Here is a 16,387-nt window from a genome sequence, read left to right on the forward strand (position 1 = left end):
ACAGGAGACAAATAGCAAGCGTTTAACAAATCATCAGTACTTGGGAAAAGCTTTACGAAATTCGGGCCACCCGCCAGGCTTGCCAAGAGGTGACTCCAAAAATGGGTGTTGCTACCAGCAGTGCCAACAACCCATTGGGAATCGGCGCTAGGGTAAAGGCCCAACTGCCAATCCACAGACTGAGGGCATAGATAAACAACACCGTTAGCCGGTGGGGCAGTCCCACCTTGAGTAGTCGATGGTGTAGATGACTTTTGTCGGCTTCGAAGGGAGACTTGCGCCGCAGCAGCCGGGAAACAATGACGAGGGCCATGTCGAAAATTGGCACGGCTAGCACCATCAGCGGGGTGGTCACTGCCATTGCCCCTTTGACTAGGCCGGTAATGCTGATGACCGCTAACATAAAGCCGATAAAATAAGAGCCTCCATCTCCCATAAAGATGCAGGCTGGGTTGAAGTTGTATATTAGAAAGCCGCACAGACTGCCCACTAGGCACATGGCCAACAGGGCTACCGACGGCTCTCCCATGAGTAAACAAATGCCCACCGTGATCAGGGTGGAAATGGCGCTGACGCCAGAGGCTAATCCGTCTAACCCATCTAGCCAGTTAATGGCATTTACCGTCCCGGCAATCCATAGCAGGGTGATGGGTAAACTTAGCCAGGCTAGGTGGACAATTCCTATGCCTGGCACGGTGATAAAGTCGATGCGGAGGCCGAAGCTCCAGACCAGGGATGCGATCGCAAACTGGCACACCAACCGGACCTTAGGCGACAGCGTATATAAATCATCGAGAAAGCCTAGCAGAAAGTAGCCACTGCCCCCCAGCAGCATGACCAAAATCTCTTTGTGTTCCGAGGGGCTTAGGCTACTAAAGCCTCCCACCCGCCACAGGCATAGGGCCGCCGCCATGGTACCCACAAAAATCGCGAGGCCGCCGAGGCGAACCATGGGGATTTGGTGCACTTTGCGATCGCAAGGCAAATCCACATGACCGCCATGGATAGCCACCCCCCGAATCAGGGGCACCATCGCCAACACCACACCAAACGCACTGGCAAACGCTAAACCATAAAAAAAATAGTCAGGAATAAATGGCCATAGTAATAAATCAAGCGCCATAACTGTACCAACGCAAATCCAGCAAACAACAGATGTGGTCGATATTGCGCAAATAACAGATGTTAGAACACTATCTAGAGTCACAGGGTTAAGCGATCCCAAAAACACCCCCAATCCCACTGGCCACAGGAGCCAGAACTCAGACATGCTCAAATTTGTTTTTTGCCCAACTATGGCAGACGCATTGACGCGCTAACGGTGTATCCAAGATTGGTATCCAAAATTGGCAACGCCTATTAGCTTAAAATCTCTCACTGTTGCCTCCAGTAGGCAACTGATTTGCAGAGCTCAAAAGCCTCACTAGAAGAACGTTCGAGCATCTAATAACGATTCAGGAATATCTCTAACTAAAACCGAAAAAACAGATAATTAAAATAATGCAAATACAAAACTTTCGTATGAAAATAATCACCGCGCAATTTCTCCCAGCCGTTAAGCTGCGGCAGGGAGAAATTGATCGTGCCTACACCGAGCGCCGCTGCCGACGCCCCCAGGCAGCCGCAACCGCCGCACCAGCCAGACCGAGCAGGGTAGAAGGCTCAGGCACTGACGTACTCGGGGGTGTTCCCCCTAGGGTAACCGTGTAGTTGCCGGTAAATGAATTTGTGCCATCGGCGGAGACCACCCCCGAAGGCGTAGGTGATTCACCAATACTGTATAGGAAACCAGAAGTCCCCTGATACTCATAGGCAACAACTTCACTAGCAAAAAATGTAGGCAGCGGTGGCAGTAAAGACAAAAAGCTACCTAACCCTAAACTAGCCGCTGCTATATCAATCAGCGAGTTCAGCTCTACAAACCCCGCCAGGGTAATATCCACATCGCCAGTCCCCAACTCCATCACCGACTCGATATTAGGGTCGCTGAGACGGGCATCGGCCCCAACCACATCAAACGCTGTTCTCAAATCAGCACGGGTTAATCCGCCCAGGGTCAGCAGTGGTGCTATATCGGCACCATAGACAGACCAGGCATCGTCAAACCAACGATCGGCCAGCCCCCCGTCCCAGTCAGCCTGGGTGAGACTGCTCAAGGTCAGCGCCCCACCCCCCAGCCCCAGGGTCAGGCTGCCCTGAAACCCATCGAGGCCACCGTCCGTTTCCCCTAGCTCAATGTTACCAATGCCGTTGAGGGCATCAGCGGCGGTACCACCGGGAGCCACAACTCCAGGGGCGACCTCGTTAAAAATCTCCACGGTGCCGGATGTTGTCTGGGCGGCGGCGGGTAGGGCCCCTAGGGCGACAAACCCCAGAACGACAACAGAACTGTAAAAGCAATTTTTCATTAGGCTATCTGAAACAGATTACAGAACAAATACATTGGGAAATTTGAAGAGCAGTGCTAGAAGCCTAAGTTTTCTCAATCCTTTCAGACACGTTTAACTCCATTTCAGATGCCGCTCTGTGGTTGAGGGCTACTAGTGATCTATAAGATGATCTTGAAAGTTACCCAGTAGCCGTAGCAAAGAGCTACTCAATGCACCCCCAAGAAAATACGGAGAAACCCATCACCTTCCGGAGAAAACCTCTATGTATCATCCCTAGGGGAGAAATATACATCTATGAAGACAGCTTCACGTTACCTCTAGCATAGACTGTTGTGCTTAATCACCCACAGGCCTAGATCAGAGAGGGTTTAGGCAACGTAGCTCATGGTTGGAATAATGGTAGCCAGCCCAACCCAGGGCAGCCGGAAAGGTCCGATCATCTTTAAAAAGAATTCATGAAGCCAGTGGGGCGCGTCTACAACGGCCACCAATGGCCCAAAAGCTAGATATATCAAAGATATTTGCTACATATTCCGGACGAATACTCCTCGGATGGGTTCCACTTCACCTTACGCCTTAGCTGTGGAAGTACCCGAATCAACTCTCTAAGAGTTCCGACTGAGCAGCCATTCGCTGGATAGCCTCAAACTTGCCAGCTCCATAACCTCCAGACACTGGAGTAAAAATACGGTCAGTGGCAAAAGCCCCCTGTTTTGGGATCGTTCCTGGTTTGATATCATCGTTTCCAAATATTTACCCACAGTCGGCAAAAATTAAAGCTTTGGTGAAGTTAGGGATAATTTGCTTGATTTTCTGCCGAAAATCAAAAAAATTTTAACCATTTTTGGCTCACCAGCTCCTATTTCTGCCGCAGCGATAGTGCTCGGTTTTGAATCGAGTGTGGGTTGCAGCCGCATCGCCGATCTTGGTGCCAGCCTTGCGATAACTTTTTTTTAATAGGTTGTAGGTATCCTTAGACCCTAAGCGTTTGGTCTAGGTATTTGTTCTAACCTGTCCCTATCCCCTGTCAACGACTGACTATAATCTGCTGCTATGACTAGCCATATCTCCTTTACTGTTCTAGGGCGTGCCGTTGTCGGTGTTGTGTTAGGTGTCGCGGTGGCTGCCGAGGGAGCCCTGGCAAATTTAGAGCCTTTGCCCAGGCCGGCGGCGGCCACCGCTACGGCCTTCGATGATGTTTATCTCCTCGGGCCTGGAGATGTCATTGGGGTCAGCGTCTTTAATGTGCCGGAGTACAGCGGTGAGCAGCAGGTCCTCGCCAACGGCAAAATTACGCTGCCCTTGGTGGGTCAGCTGGCCGTTGCAGGGCTGACTTTGCCCCAGGCAGAGCAGGCCATCAGTGAGCTGTACCGGCCTAGGGTACGCTATCCCCAAATTACGGTGAGTTTACTGACGCCTCGTCAGCTGCGGATTACCATTAGTGGCGAAATCTATCGGCCCGGTGTTTATACCATGGCCGTGGGGGAAGTCGGCCAGTTTCCTACCCTGGTGGATGCGATCCAGCTGGCCGGTGGCATTACCCAGGCGGCGGATATGGAACGGGTCAGCGTCCAGCGCTATGTGGGAAACGGTCAGACACAACAGGCGCTCAGCGATCTGTCCGCCCTGATTGGCCAAGGGGATGGGCAGCAAAATATCCCCCTACGGGACGGGGACTCGATTGTGATTACCCAGGCCGATGCCATTGATCTGCGCACCTCCAGCCAGATTGCCGTTTCTAACTTGGCCACCGATGCGGAGGAGGCCATTAGCGTTGTCATTATTGGTGAGGTGTTTCGCCCTGGCACCTACAACTATGCCTCCCGGTCGAGCTCTAGCCAGTCGGTCACCGTGGGGGACACCAGCGGCAATACGGTGCAGCAGCCTGGACGGTTGACGGTGACTCGAGCCCTGCGGCTGGCAGGGGGGATTAGGCCCCTGGCCGATCTGCGCCGGGTTGAGGTGAAGCGCACCACTCGCTCGGGGGACAGTCGGACGATTTCCTTAGACCTGTGGCAGCTGGTGGCGGCAGGGGAGGGCAGCCAAGACCTGGTGCTGCAGGCGGGCGATACCGTTGTGGTGCCGACGGCTGCCGACGCTAGCCCAGGGGAAATTGGCTTACTCACGGCGACAAATCTGTCGCCAGATACGATCAGGGTGAACGTGGTGGGGGAAGTTGAGCGTCCGGGGAGCGTGACGGTGGCGGCCAATACCACCCTCAACCAGGCGGTCCTAGCGGCGGGGGGATTTAATCGTCGGGCGCGGGAAACCGTTGAGCTGATTCGCCTCAACCCCAATGGTACGATCACCCAGAGAGCGGTGGAAATTGACCTGGCCCAGGGGCTCAACCTTGAGGGTAATCCGATTATGCAGCACAACGATATTGTTGTGGTTGCCCCGTCCGCAACGGCCCGGCTGTCGGATGGGTTAAATACTTTATTGGGGCCTTTCCTGGAGATTTTACCGATTATTAATGGCTGGAATGGCCTGTAGCGTCCCCATAACCTTTAGTCACTACCGGGCCGATGAATCATAATTTAGTGAGTGGGAACAGCGGGAACAGCGGCGGGGCGAATGGGGAAAATCCGCCAGGGTTTGCATTGCCCCCTATCCCCTGGGATGAGGACGAGCTAGACCTAAGGCAGCTGCTAACGGTGCTGCAGCGGCGCGCCCGGGTGATTGCGGGGATAGCGGCGGGGGTAATGGGGGCGGTGCTGTTGAGTACCTTGGGTCAGGAGCCGGTGTATGAGGGGACGTTCCAGGTGCTGGTGGAGCCCGTCAATGCGGACAATCAAATTCAGGACTTTAGTGATTTGCTGGGGGATGCTCTGCCTAGAGCCCCCGCCGGGTTGGACTATGAGACCCAGGTGCAGGTGCTGCGCAGTCCAGGGCTGCTCGACCAGGTGCTGGCGGAGCTGAAGGCGGCCAGCCCCCAGATGGACCCCCAGATGGACCCCCAGATGGACCCCCAGATGGACTACGAGACGCTTTTGAAAAACCTCACCATTAGTCGAGTGGCGGAGACGAAGATTATCGAGGTCAGCTACCGGGGTCCGGATCCGGTCAAAATCCGCGAGATCTTAGATGTTTTGGCCAATGTCTATCTGGACTATAGCCTCAAGGAGCGCCAAACTAATCTGCGCCAGGGGATCCAGTTTGTCAATCAGCAGCTGCCTGAGCTGGAGGGCCGGGTCGATCAGCTCCAGGGCCAGCTGGAAGAGTTTCGGAAAATTAACAACTTTATCGACCCGGCTACCCAAAGCGAACAGGTTGCTAGTCGAGCGGAGGAGTTGGGCAAGCAGCGGTTGGACATTGACCGGCAGCTGGCCCAGGCCAGATCCGTCCGGGAGCTGCTGGGGTCCGCTGGTGGCACAGCGGCGCTACAGGATGCGACGGTTTATCAGCAGCTGATCCAAGAGCTGCGCCAGGTGGAAACAGAGATTGCCGCTGGTTTGACACGGTTTCAGCCGGATACTCTGGAAATTCGGGTTTTGCAAGACCAGCGGCAGCGGTTGTTGCCTGTCCTAGAGGCCGAAGCCCAGCGGGTACTGGGTGCTAAGGCTGCTGGGGCCGTCAATGATATTCAGGTGTTGGAAACCCAGAGTCAAACCCTGGCCCTGGCAGAGGCGCAGCTGCAGGAGACCCTGACGGAGCTGCCCACCCTGGCGCGGGAATATAGCGACCTGCAGCGGGAGTTGGAAATTTCGATCCGGGCCCTGAGTCGGTTTTTGGAAACTCGCGAAACGCTACAGATTGAAGCGGCCCAGACTGAGATTCCCTGGGAGCTGATTGAGGCGCCTCTGGAGCCGACGGTGCCCATCTCTCCCAATGTTCGCCGGAGCCTGCTGCTGGGGGCTGTGGCGAGTGTGCTGCTAGGGGTGGGGGCGGCACTCCTGCTGGAAAAACTGGACACGGTCTGTCACACGGTGGATGAGCTAAAGGCGATCTTAAAGCTGCCGCTGCTGGGGGTGGTGCCCTACCAGAGCGAGTTTGATGAGGGTGAACCGGTGGCTGGGGGTGGTTGGCCGAGGTCCAGGCGATGGTTCGGGGGTACGGCTCCGCCCAGCGGCCACTATGGGGGGCTGCCGTTTTTAGAGTCCATGCGGCTGCTGCAGACTAATTTATTGCTATTGGGTAGTGATGGGCCGATTCAGTCAATTATTGTGAGTTCGTCCATGCCGGGAGAGGGCAAGTCCACGGTGGCTCAGCATCTGGCCCAGACGGCTGCCACCATGGGTAAACGGGTCTTGGTGGTGGATGCGGACATGCGGCAGCCGGTGATGCATCGGCGTTTGGAGCTGGATAATACTAAGGGGCTGAGCGATTTTTTGTCTGGCAATGCGACCCAGGCCGAGGTGCTGCAGCGGGCGGTGCCCTTTATTGAGTTCTATGCCATTACGGCTGGCAGTCTGCCGCCGGACCCGGTCAAGCTGCTGTCGTCTCAGCGGATGCAGCAGTTCATGACGGCCCTGGAGCAAGAATTTGATTTGGTTATTTATGATGCGCCGCCGCTAGTGGGTCTGGCCGATACGACGCTGCTGGCTCCCCATACCGACGGGCTGATGGTGGTGGCGCGGGTCAATCGGTGCGATCGCGATATCCTCAGCCATGCCATTGAGAATGTCCGGTTTGCCAAAATTCCTGTGTTGGGTCTGGTGGCGAACGGGGTGACACCCCATACTAAGGGCTACAAGTACTATGCCTACGGCTATGCCCCTGCCCAGGAAAGCTCGGATGGGAACCCGACCCATGGGTCAGCCGATGATAAGGACCGTCCTGATTCTGTCCTCAGCCAAAATGCTGCAAAAGATTCAGTGTTTTAACTGAGTTGTTCCTTTTGACGATTGCTTATTTTGGCGAATTCTGTTGTCAGTACATGGGTTATGGCAGGGGACCTGGCGGAATGGCTAGCAGCGGCCTTGATGCAGTCTCCTAAGGTACTGGGGGATAGTTGTGGGTCCAGGTAGTAAACGACCAGCGGCAGCGATTTTGGCTGGACTATCCGGATAATTGCGGATTTGATCGAAAAATAGGCAGGGCAGGACTCTAAGGAATTTTTGTGATCGCTGGAGTGACTGCAGGGTGTTTAAAAACATACCTTGATGCCGCCCCACAAAAACATGTTGAGCTGATAAAGCTCCGTAGGTTTCCGGATTTGTTGCGATCGCAACAGCAGTTTTCTTAGGGGGCTAGCGATCAATACCAACGGTCATCGTACTGGCTCAATCACCCAAGTTCAAGGGATGTCTGTATTTCCGTGTGGTTTTTTGTTGATTATGCCTACAGGTTTATGTCTATGACCCATGTTGTCAGTTTTTCTACTGTGGTTCGTGCCCTAGTGGGAGCAGGCTTTGCCGCTGCCACAGCCCTGGGCGGTGCCGAAGTCTCCTGGGCGGCGGCGGCCCTACCCGACATTGGCTACTCAGCTCCAGCCGCCCCGATGCTGGACGACAGCTATCTGTTGGGACCGGGTGATCTAATCACCATTGAGGTCTTTAATGTGCCTGAATACAGCGGCCAACAGCGAGTATTGGCCAACGGCAACGTTAATTTACCCGCAGTAGGGCAGCTGTCGATAAGTGGTCTAACCCTGGCCCAGGCAGAAACAGCCATTAGCGAACGATACCGCTCCGAGGTGCGCTATGCCCAAATTACGGTCAATCTCTTAACCCCGCGTCAGCTTCGCATTGCCCTTACCGGAGAAATTCACACACCAGGGCTATATACCCTATCCGTGGGCGAAGAGGGACAATTTCCTAGCCTGATAGAAGCCATCAAGCAGGCAGGGGGCATTACCCAATCCGCCGACCTACAGCGGGTAGAAATCCAACGGCGCACCGCCAACGGTGGCACCCAGCGGGTGGTGAGCAACCTAGCAGCCTTACTCACCCAGGGAGACCTGAGTCAGGATTTTCCCCTGCGGGATGGAGACTCGATCACCATTACCCAGGTGGATGAGATTGATGTGCGCAACTCCAGACAGATTGCAGTTTCCAACATCGCCACCGATGAACAAGAAGCCATCAGCATTGCCATTGTCGGGGAAGTCTTTCGTCCAGGCACCTATAACTACGCGTCCCGCACCTCCTCCAGCCAGTCCGATACTGGGGTAAATGGCAGCGCCACCATTGTGCAACAGCCCGGTCGCCTCACGGTGACTCGCGCCCTGCAGCTAGCCGGTGGAGTCAGGCCCTTGGCCGACCTGCGTCAGATCGAGGTCAAGAGAACGACGCGCCAGGGGGATAGCCACACCATCTCCCTAGATTTGTGGAAGCTAGTGGAAGCCGGAGACCGGGAACAAGACTTAATTTTGCAAGAGGGGGACACAATTGTGGTGCCCACGGATTTAGACGCTAGCTCAGAAGACATTAGTCTCCTGACGGCCACCAATCTATCCCCCGATTCGATCGCCATTAACGTGGTCGGTGAAGTGGAGAATCCCGGACCTGTGGCCGTTGCCGCCAGCACCACCCTCAACCAGGCCGTCTTAGCCGCCGGTGGGTTTAACAGTCGAGCCAAAGAAACCGTCGCCCTGATCCGCCTCAACCCCGATGGCACCGTCACCCAGCAGGCCTTCGAGGTGGACCTGGCCCAGGGGCTCAGTCCTGAGGGAAACCCCATCTTGCAGCACAACGATATTGTCGTGGTTGACCCCAATGCAGCGGCCCGACTATCCGATGGCCTCAACAATCTGCTAGGGCCGTTCCTGCAGATTTTACCGTTTGGCCGTTTCTTTTAGGCATTTCTTTTAGCAGAGAGCAGATTTGCAACAGTTAGTTTCCGATTGCCTAACATCCTTGTTTATTTTTTAATCGCCCTATGGATAATTTTGCTTCAGCCAACGGCGCGTCCGCTAACGGTTTAGCCATACCTCTCCAGCTCCCCTCCATGCCATGGGCCAAGGATGATGATGAGCTGGATTTGACTCAGCTGCTGACGTTGCTGCGGCGACGTTCCCTGATGATTACGGGGGTAGCCGCCGGGGTGATGGGGGCGGTCATGTTCAATACCCTGCGCCAGGAACCGATCTATGAGGGGAATTTTGAAGTGTTGGTGGAGCCCGTCAACGCCGACAACAACTTCTCGGATTTGAGCGGACTGTTGGCAGAAGCCGCCCCCACTAACCAGTCGGGACTGGATTATGAAACCCAGGTGCAGGTACTACGTAGCCCTGAGCTGATTGGGCAAGTGTTAGCAGAGCTAAAAACGATTGACCCCAGCCTAGACTATGAGGATTTGCTCAAAAATCTCACCATCAAACGGGTGGGGGAAACAAAAATCGTTGAGGTTAGCTATAAGGGTAACGACCCGGTAAAAATCCAGGCAACCTTGGATGCTCTGTCCACTGTTTATTTAAAGTACAGTCTGGATGAGCGTCAAACCAACCTTCGCCAGGGAATTCAGTTTGTTGATCAACAGCTCCCCGAACTCCAGGGCCGAGTCAATGAACTGCAGAGTCAGCTGGAGCAGTTTCGTAAGGCTTACAACTTTATCGATCCGGCCACCCAAAATCAACAAATTACGGCCCAGGCCGAGCAGCTGAGCACCCAGCGCTTAGAGGTAGACCGCCAGCTGGCCCAGGCCCAGGCCAACTATGAGCTACTGTTGGCGAAGGGTGGGGATGAGGTTGCCCTGCAAACGGCACCGGTCTACCAGCAGCTGATTCAAGAACTGCGCCAGGTCGAAACAGAAATTGCCACGGAGCTGACTCGGTTCCAGCCGGGGAGTCTGGTGATTCAGGTGCTCCAGGATAAGCGAGAGCGAATGCTGCCTGTGCTGGAGGCGGAAGCCCAGCGGGTCTTAAATGCGAAGTATACGGAGGCAGAAAATGCCGTCGCCATTTTGGAAACCCAGAATCAAACCATTGCGGCGGCTGAAGCCCAGCTGCAAAATACCCTCACCCAGCTGCCCACCCTAGCGCGGCAGTATAGCGACCTGCAGCGGGAGTTGGACATTGGGGTGGGGGCCCTGAGTCGGTTTTTGGAAACCCGCGAAACGCTGGCAATCGAAGCGGCTCAAACGGAGATTCCCTGGGAGCTGATCGAGGCTCCTAACAAGCCGGAGACGCCCATATCCCCCAATCCTAAGCGGAGTCTGGTGTTGGGCCTGGTGGCTAGTTTGTTGGTGAGTGTGGGGGCGGCGCTACTGCTGGAAAAATTAGATAGTATTTGTCGGACCGTCGATGACATTAAAAGAGTGGTGAAGCTGCCACTGCTGGGGACGATTCCCTATCAGGCGGAGTTTGATGATGCTCAGATGGAATCAGGTGGCCTCGGTCAGCGACTACAGCGGAGCATTAGCAGAAAAGTGCCCCAGTCCGGCGGCTACGGCGGCTACGGCGGCTACGGCGGCTCACAGTTTTTAGAGTCCATGCGGCTGCTGCAGACTAACCTCATGCTGATGGGGGCCGACCGCCCGATTCAGTCTGTGATTATCAGTTCGTCGATGCCTGGAGAGGGTAAGTCGACGGTGGCGCAGCATCTGGCCCAAACCGCCGCTACCATGGGTAAACGGGTGTTGCTGGTGGATGCGGATTTGCGGCGGCCTAAGGTGCATAAGCGGTTGGGGCTTAAAAATGTCAAAGGTCTGAGTGATTTACTGGCGGGTAATGCCAGCGGGACTGAGGTTCTGCAGAAGGCGATGCCGTTTATTCATTTTTATGCCATTGGAGCTGGGACTATCCCCCCTGACCCGGTAAAACTGTTGTCGTCTAAGCGGATGCGACTGTTTATGAAACGGTTAGAAAAAGAGTTTGATCTGATTGTTTACGACACGCCGCCGCTGGTGGGTCTGGCGGATGCTACATTGATTGCGCCCCATACCGATGGTCTGATTCTGGTGTCTCGGGTGAATTATTGCGATCGCAACATCCTCGAACACGCCATGGACAATATCGGCTTTACAAACATTCCCGTCTTGGGTGTAGTGGCCAACGGAATTTCCACCACTGGTAACGGCTATAAGTACTACTCCTACGGCTACGGACCTCAGCCAGAGGAGCCATCGATCTCGCCTCCCCCCCAGGAGCAAACCAGGGCCCTAGCCGCCGCCGCCAGCACCAATGGCGGCACGGCCCACAAAAACGGACTGAGCGTGTCTGATTTTCTCAAGATGGGGAAATAGGCAAGGGTCTAGTTTTTTAGAGCTTTTTTCAACGGGGTTTTCTCGCGCTATCCCTGATGCAACAGGCTATATAGATATGTTGTCACCCTTTAAGCTTTATTCGTCAGCTATTCCAGGGTCATTATCAACAGGCGAAGAAAGTCCATATCGTGTTGGATAACCTCAACACTCATTTTGCCCAATGCTTTGTGGACATTTTGGGAGAAAAGCGGGCAGCCAAATTGCTCAAGCGCATTGAATTTCACTACACCCCGGCCCATGGCAGTTGGCTGAATATGGCAGAAATTGAGATTGGTATTTTAGACAAACAGTGTCTCAATCGCCGTATCCCAACAGCGGAAAAAATGATCACTGAAGTCAAAGCCTGGAATGCTAAACGCAACCGGGAGCATCAAACCATCGACTGGACTTTCACCAAAGAAAAAGCTGACCAGAAACCAGGAAAATATTATGCTGATGTTGCATAATTAATTATTTGTTGTACTACATTAGATTCTTAACGAGGTAGCGATCCTTCTCATTGGATGAAACGAAGGGACCATCACCTAGGCTTTACCCTCCCCCGGTCATTTTGTCGATTACGTGTAATCGGGCAAACAGTGAGTCAGGTACACAGTAACTAAAATAGTGGTCTCCTTCAGCTTGTAGCTGCGGTAAGCCCTTTGCTAGGGCCATGCGAGCAAACTTAGTGACACACCAGGCAGCCAATACATCATCACCGGAATCAACCTGCCACTGAAACTCATCCCAATGCAGATATCGTCCCTTCTGGTCAGTGGCACTGTACTTTGGCATCGATGGGAGCCAAGCTTCGGACTTAATCTCTTGGGCCAATTGTGCAAATTATTGTGCAAATGGCTTTGGCACTCGAAGTCTGGTCATGGCAATATGAGTTATCTGGCTGCGAATTTAGATCTAGAAGTTAACCTGCGTAGACCTTACATATGGGCAACGGACGATTAGAATTGATCAGGCAATTCTGCAAGGACTAATGAAACTGTCTAATTGCAGACGCATTGAGTAGTAGACCCCATTAAATGGGAAGGGAAAATCAAACGTGGAGTCTCGATACAATCCGGCAGACATCGAGAAAAAGTGGCAGCAGCAGTGGTTAGACCACGGGCTGGATAAAACACCTGCCACCCCTGGGCAGAAAAAATTCTATGCTCTGTCCATGTTCCCCTATCCCTCGGGCAATTTGCACATGGGCCATGTGCGCAACTACACCATCACCGATGTGATTGCCCGTTTGCGCCGGATGCAGGGGTATAACGTGTTGCACCCCATGGGCTGGGATGCTTTTGGTCTACCGGCGGAGAATGCGGCCATTGATCGGGGCATTCCCCCGGCGAAGTGGACCTATCAGAATATTGGCCAGATGAGAGAGCAGCTGCAGGAGCTAGGTCTCTCCTATGACTGGGATCGAGAAGTGGCCACCTGCTCCCCCGACTACTATCGCTGGACCCAGTGGATATTTTTGCAGTTTTACGAAGCGGGGTTGGCTTACCAAAGAGAGGCTGCCGTTAACTGGGACCCCATTGACCAGACGGTCCTTGCCAATGAGCAGGTGGATAGCGAAGGTAAGTCTTGGCGTTCGGGGGCCAAGGTGGAGCGTAAGCTCCTGCGTCAGTGGTTCCTCAAGATTACGGACTATGCGGATCAGCTGTTGGCTGACCTCGAGCAGCTGACTGGCTGGCCTGAGCGAGTAAAGACCATGCAGGCCAACTGGATTGGCAAGTCCACCGGGGCCCATGTGGTGTTTACCACCGAAGACGGCGACGATATCAAGATCTATACCACTCGGCCAGATACCCTCTGGGGCGCTTCCTTCATGGTACTTTCGCCTGAGCATCCGTTGGTGGAAAAGCTGACCACGGCTGACCAGGCAGATGCCATTAAGGCCTACCAAGCCATGGCGGCGGGCATGAGTGAAATGGATCGCACCGCCGAGAACCGGGAGAAAACGGGCGTGTGGACCGGCAGCTATGCGATTAATCCGGTCAACGATCAGACAATTCCTATTTGGATTGCGGACTATGTGTTGATGGACTACGGCACCGGGGCGATTATGGCGGTGCCTGCCCATGACCAGCGAGACTTTGAGTTTGCTCGCAAGTTTGATTTGCCGATTCAGGTGGTAGTGCAGCCCCCAGACCCAGACGGGGGAGAAGCTCTGGATGGGACCACCATGGAAACCGCCTTCCCTGGGGAAGGGGTGATGGTGAATTCGGGTCCCTTGGATGGTATCCCAGCTGGGAAGGGGGCGGGGCAAAGTGTTCCTGCGGCCATCAAGTGGTTAGAGGACCATGAAAAGGGTGAAGGGACGGTTAACTATCGTTTGCGGGACTGGTTGATTTCTCGCCAGCGTTACTGGGGGGTGCCGATCCCGATGATTTACTGCGATGAGTGTGGCACGGTCCCGGTGCCTGCTGATCAGCTACCGGTGGAGCTGCCGGTGGATGTGGAGTTTAGTGCCCGTGGTGGTTCGCCCCTGGCCAAAATGTCGGACTGGGTTAACTGTAAGTGTCCTGAGTGTGGAGCGGATGCTAAACGGGAAACGGACACGATGGATACGTTCATTGATTCGTCCTGGTACTTCTTGCGCTATACCGATGCTCAGAATGAAGCACTGCCGTTTGCTAAGGACAAGGCAGATGAGTGGTTAGCGGTGGATCAGTATGTGGGTGGGATTGAACATGCGATTTTGCATTTGTTGTATTCGCGGTTCTTTACTAAGGTGCTGCGCGATCGCAACCTAGTCTCCATCAACGAACCCTTCCAGCGACTACTCACCCAGGGCATGGTCCAAGCCATCACCTACAAAAGCCCCACCACCGGCAAATACATCGCCCCCGAAGATGTCGGCGACCTCAACGATCCCAAAGATCCCACCACTGGCGATCCGCTCCAGGCATTCTACGAAAAAATGTCCAAATCCAAGTACAACGGCGTTGAACCCCGGGTGGTACTAGGCAAATACGGAGCTGACACCGCCCGCATGTTCATCCTGTTCAAAGCCCCCCCCGAGAAAGATCTCGAATGGGATGATGCCGATGTGGAAGGTCAATTCAGGTTTTTGAACCGAGTGTGGCTCTTGGTTACCAGCTTTACAGATACCCAAGGCAGCAAATCCTTAGTCACCAACATTGACCAAAGCAGCCTAAGCAAAGCTGACAAAGACCTCCGTCGGGCCATCCACACCGCCATCAAAGACATCTCAGAAGATGTGGAAGAAGGCTATCAGTTCAACACAGCCGTCTCCGAGTTGATGAAACTTAGCAATGCCCTTAAAGATGCCAACCCAAAAGATAGCGATGTCTATGCCGAAGGTGTGCAGTCCCTCGTACTTCTGTTGGCCCCCTTTGCCCCCCACATTGCTGAGGAACTCTGGCACCAGCTAGGCTTTAGCGCATCGGTCCATCGCCAGAACTGGCCAGCGTTTGACCCAGCTGCCCTAGTCGCCGATGAGATTACCCTGGTGATCCAAATCAAGGGCAAAACTAGAGGTACTATTCTAGTGCCAGCCAGTGCCAGCAAAGATGAACTAGAGCAGTACGCCCGCGACTCCGACATTGCCAAAAAGCATCTCGCAGGTAAGGAGATCAAGAAAGTGATTGTGGTCCCAGGCAAACTGGTAAACTTTGTCGCCATTTAACGCCTGAGGTCTCTTGATTGCCCCACAGTCAAGACCTGAGCCGTTACCGAGTCCACCTGATCTCCCCATACCCTGCATCAAACATCCCTGACATGGGCAAGGATGTTTGATGCAGGGTATCCATCAACTACAAGCAGATCCATAGACATAAATCAAAAAGCTAATCAGAATTATAACGATGAGTTGCATTACCCACTGACATAGTGGATAATGCAACTGCTTATTCCTGTCCTGCAATCAGTCTCAAATTATCAAGACTGATTGCAGGACAGGAATATTCTTATTACTGAACATTCTCATTCATCGGCAGAAACTGGCTATAGTTCAGGTCTTGACGGCAAAGAGATCTAAAAGATGATTATGATCCTAGGCAAACTGACTAACGTTGTCGCCCCAGGGATGTTACAGAAAACACTCTATAATTATTACAGAGAGGGTGATGTGACCATTTCTAGTTATAATAATTTATGAGTCAACTCTAGTCCGCCACGTTCAAACTTTTGGAGCATCTCTGTCTATGGCCGCTGAATATCTTCCTGATGAAGCCGCTCTCGATAATTTAATTACCACTCAGCCTATGGTGGTCATGGACTGTACAGCATCTTGGTGTGGACCTTGTAAATTAGTTGCTCCACTGATGGATCAGCTAGCTGACGAATACGGCGACCAAGTAACGGTTGTTAAGCTCGATATTGATAACAACAAATCAGTGGCCAAACGCTTTGGTATCAAGAGCATTCCCGCTGTGTTGTTCTTTAAGCAAGGAGAACAAGTGGATACAGTGATTGGAGCCAAGCCCTATAGCGAGTTCAGCTCCACCCTGGCAAAGCATCTATAGAGCAGTAGCCTCCCACGGTGTGCTTGAAGATGCAACCTTAATAACGAACAGCCGTATCCTACCCTCAACAGGTTTTTGGATGCGGTTTTTTAATGGCTTTACTCAAATAGGCCAGCCTAACCGTTCATCAAATGGAAGACCTGAAGTTTAGCCTCCTCGAAAATGTCCCCCAGCTTCCAATAATGGAGCATTGAGTCGAGTCTCCCCTAATTTTGCAGGACGGACTAGGACCTCGAATTCTAGAGCTTAATTTAGCTAGTGCAGTGTCAAAGCTTAATTTTAGGGTAAACGGAGGCTAGCTTACAGCGAGCATCATCGACCTTCATCTGCCAGTCAACCCCCCGTTGCCTGTGGTTGATATCGTTTGACCAAGCGGTCGTT

11 protein-coding genes are annotated in these 16,387 nt (G+C 53.5%); 8 read left to right on the forward strand and 3 right to left on the reverse strand.

The window, feature by feature from the left end; genetic code table 11:
- Nucleotides 1-52: 52 nt before the first annotated feature.
- Together VB741_RS22505 and VB741_RS22510 are read right to left on the reverse strand one after the other, a co-directional pair.
- Nucleotides 53-1,123 carry a glycosyltransferase family 4 protein gene (locus VB741_RS22505; protein WP_323367459.1) on the reverse strand — a complete coding sequence of 357 codons (1,071 nt, stop codon included), beginning with the start codon at nucleotides 1,121-1,123 and terminating at the stop codon, nucleotides 53-55.
- A 463-nt stretch (nucleotides 1,124-1,586) separates the two neighbouring features.
- Complete coding sequence (locus tag VB741_RS22510; protein ID WP_323367460.1) at nucleotides 1,587-2,408, reverse strand: NF038130 family PEP-CTERM protein; 822 nt, start codon at nucleotides 2,406-2,408, stop codon at nucleotides 1,587-1,589.
- A 783-nt stretch (nucleotides 2,409-3,191) separates the two neighbouring features.
- Here VB741_RS22510 and VB741_RS22515 point away from each other — a divergent pair.
- The 6 genes from VB741_RS22515 (at nucleotide 3,192) to VB741_RS22540 (ending at nucleotide 11,980) form a co-directional block, all read left to right on the forward strand.
- Nucleotides 3,192-3,347, forward strand: a complete 156-nt coding sequence (locus VB741_RS22515) for a hypothetical protein (RefSeq protein WP_323367461.1) — start codon at nucleotides 3,192-3,194, stop codon at nucleotides 3,345-3,347.
- 96 nt (nucleotides 3,348-3,443) lie between these two features.
- Nucleotides 3,444-4,883, forward strand: coding sequence for a polysaccharide biosynthesis/export family protein (locus VB741_RS22520; RefSeq protein WP_323367462.1), 1,440 nt, complete (start codon nucleotides 3,444-3,446; stop codon nucleotides 4,881-4,883).
- 32 nt (nucleotides 4,884-4,915) lie between these two features.
- Nucleotides 4,916-7,213 (forward strand): GumC family protein, encoded by a 2,298-nt coding sequence (locus VB741_RS22525; RefSeq protein WP_323367463.1) that lies wholly within the window; start codon nucleotides 4,916-4,918, stop codon nucleotides 7,211-7,213.
- A gap of 473 nt (nucleotides 7,214-7,686) precedes the next feature.
- Nucleotides 7,687-9,129 carry an SLBB domain-containing protein gene (locus tag VB741_RS22530; RefSeq protein ID WP_323367464.1) on the forward strand — a complete coding sequence of 481 codons (1,443 nt, stop codon included), beginning with the start codon at nucleotides 7,687-7,689 and terminating at the stop codon, nucleotides 9,127-9,129.
- Nucleotides 9,130-9,209: 80 nt separating this feature from the next.
- On the forward strand, nucleotides 9,210-11,513 hold the full coding sequence (locus tag VB741_RS22535) for a GumC family protein (protein WP_323367465.1): 2,304 nt from the start codon (nucleotides 9,210-9,212) through the stop codon (nucleotides 11,511-11,513).
- Nucleotides 11,514-11,611: 98 nt separating this feature from the next.
- Complete coding sequence (locus VB741_RS22540) at nucleotides 11,612-11,980, forward strand: transposase (protein WP_323367468.1); 369 nt, start codon at nucleotides 11,612-11,614, stop codon at nucleotides 11,978-11,980.
- Between the two features lie 85 nt (nucleotides 11,981-12,065).
- On the opposite strand, the gene VB741_RS22545 is transcribed toward VB741_RS22540, so the two are convergent.
- The gene (locus VB741_RS22545; RefSeq protein WP_323367466.1) at nucleotides 12,066-12,308 is read right to left on the reverse strand and encodes a hypothetical protein; all 243 of its coding nucleotides are present in this window, start codon (nucleotides 12,306-12,308) and stop codon (nucleotides 12,066-12,068) included.
- A gap of 262 nt (nucleotides 12,309-12,570) precedes the next feature.
- Here VB741_RS22545 and leuS point away from each other — a divergent pair, with 262 nt between their 5' ends.
- Together leuS and trxA are read left to right on the forward strand one after the other, a co-directional pair.
- Nucleotides 12,571-15,168 carry a leucine--tRNA ligase gene (gene leuS, locus VB741_RS22550; protein ID WP_323367467.1) on the forward strand — a complete coding sequence of 866 codons (2,598 nt, stop codon included), beginning with the start codon at nucleotides 12,571-12,573 and terminating at the stop codon, nucleotides 15,166-15,168.
- A 463-nt stretch (nucleotides 15,169-15,631) separates the two neighbouring features.
- Nucleotides 15,632-16,006: a thioredoxin gene (gene trxA / locus VB741_RS22555; protein WP_323367469.1), complete on the forward strand. Its 375-nt coding sequence runs from the start codon at nucleotides 15,632-15,634 to the stop codon at nucleotides 16,004-16,006.
- Nucleotides 16,007-16,387: the final 381 nt, after the last annotated feature.

Origin of the sequence: Leptothoe sp. PORK10 BA2 (assembly GCF_034932105.1) — a bacterium.
GTDB lineage: Bacteria > Cyanobacteriota > Cyanobacteriia > Phormidesmidales > Phormidesmidaceae > Leptothoe.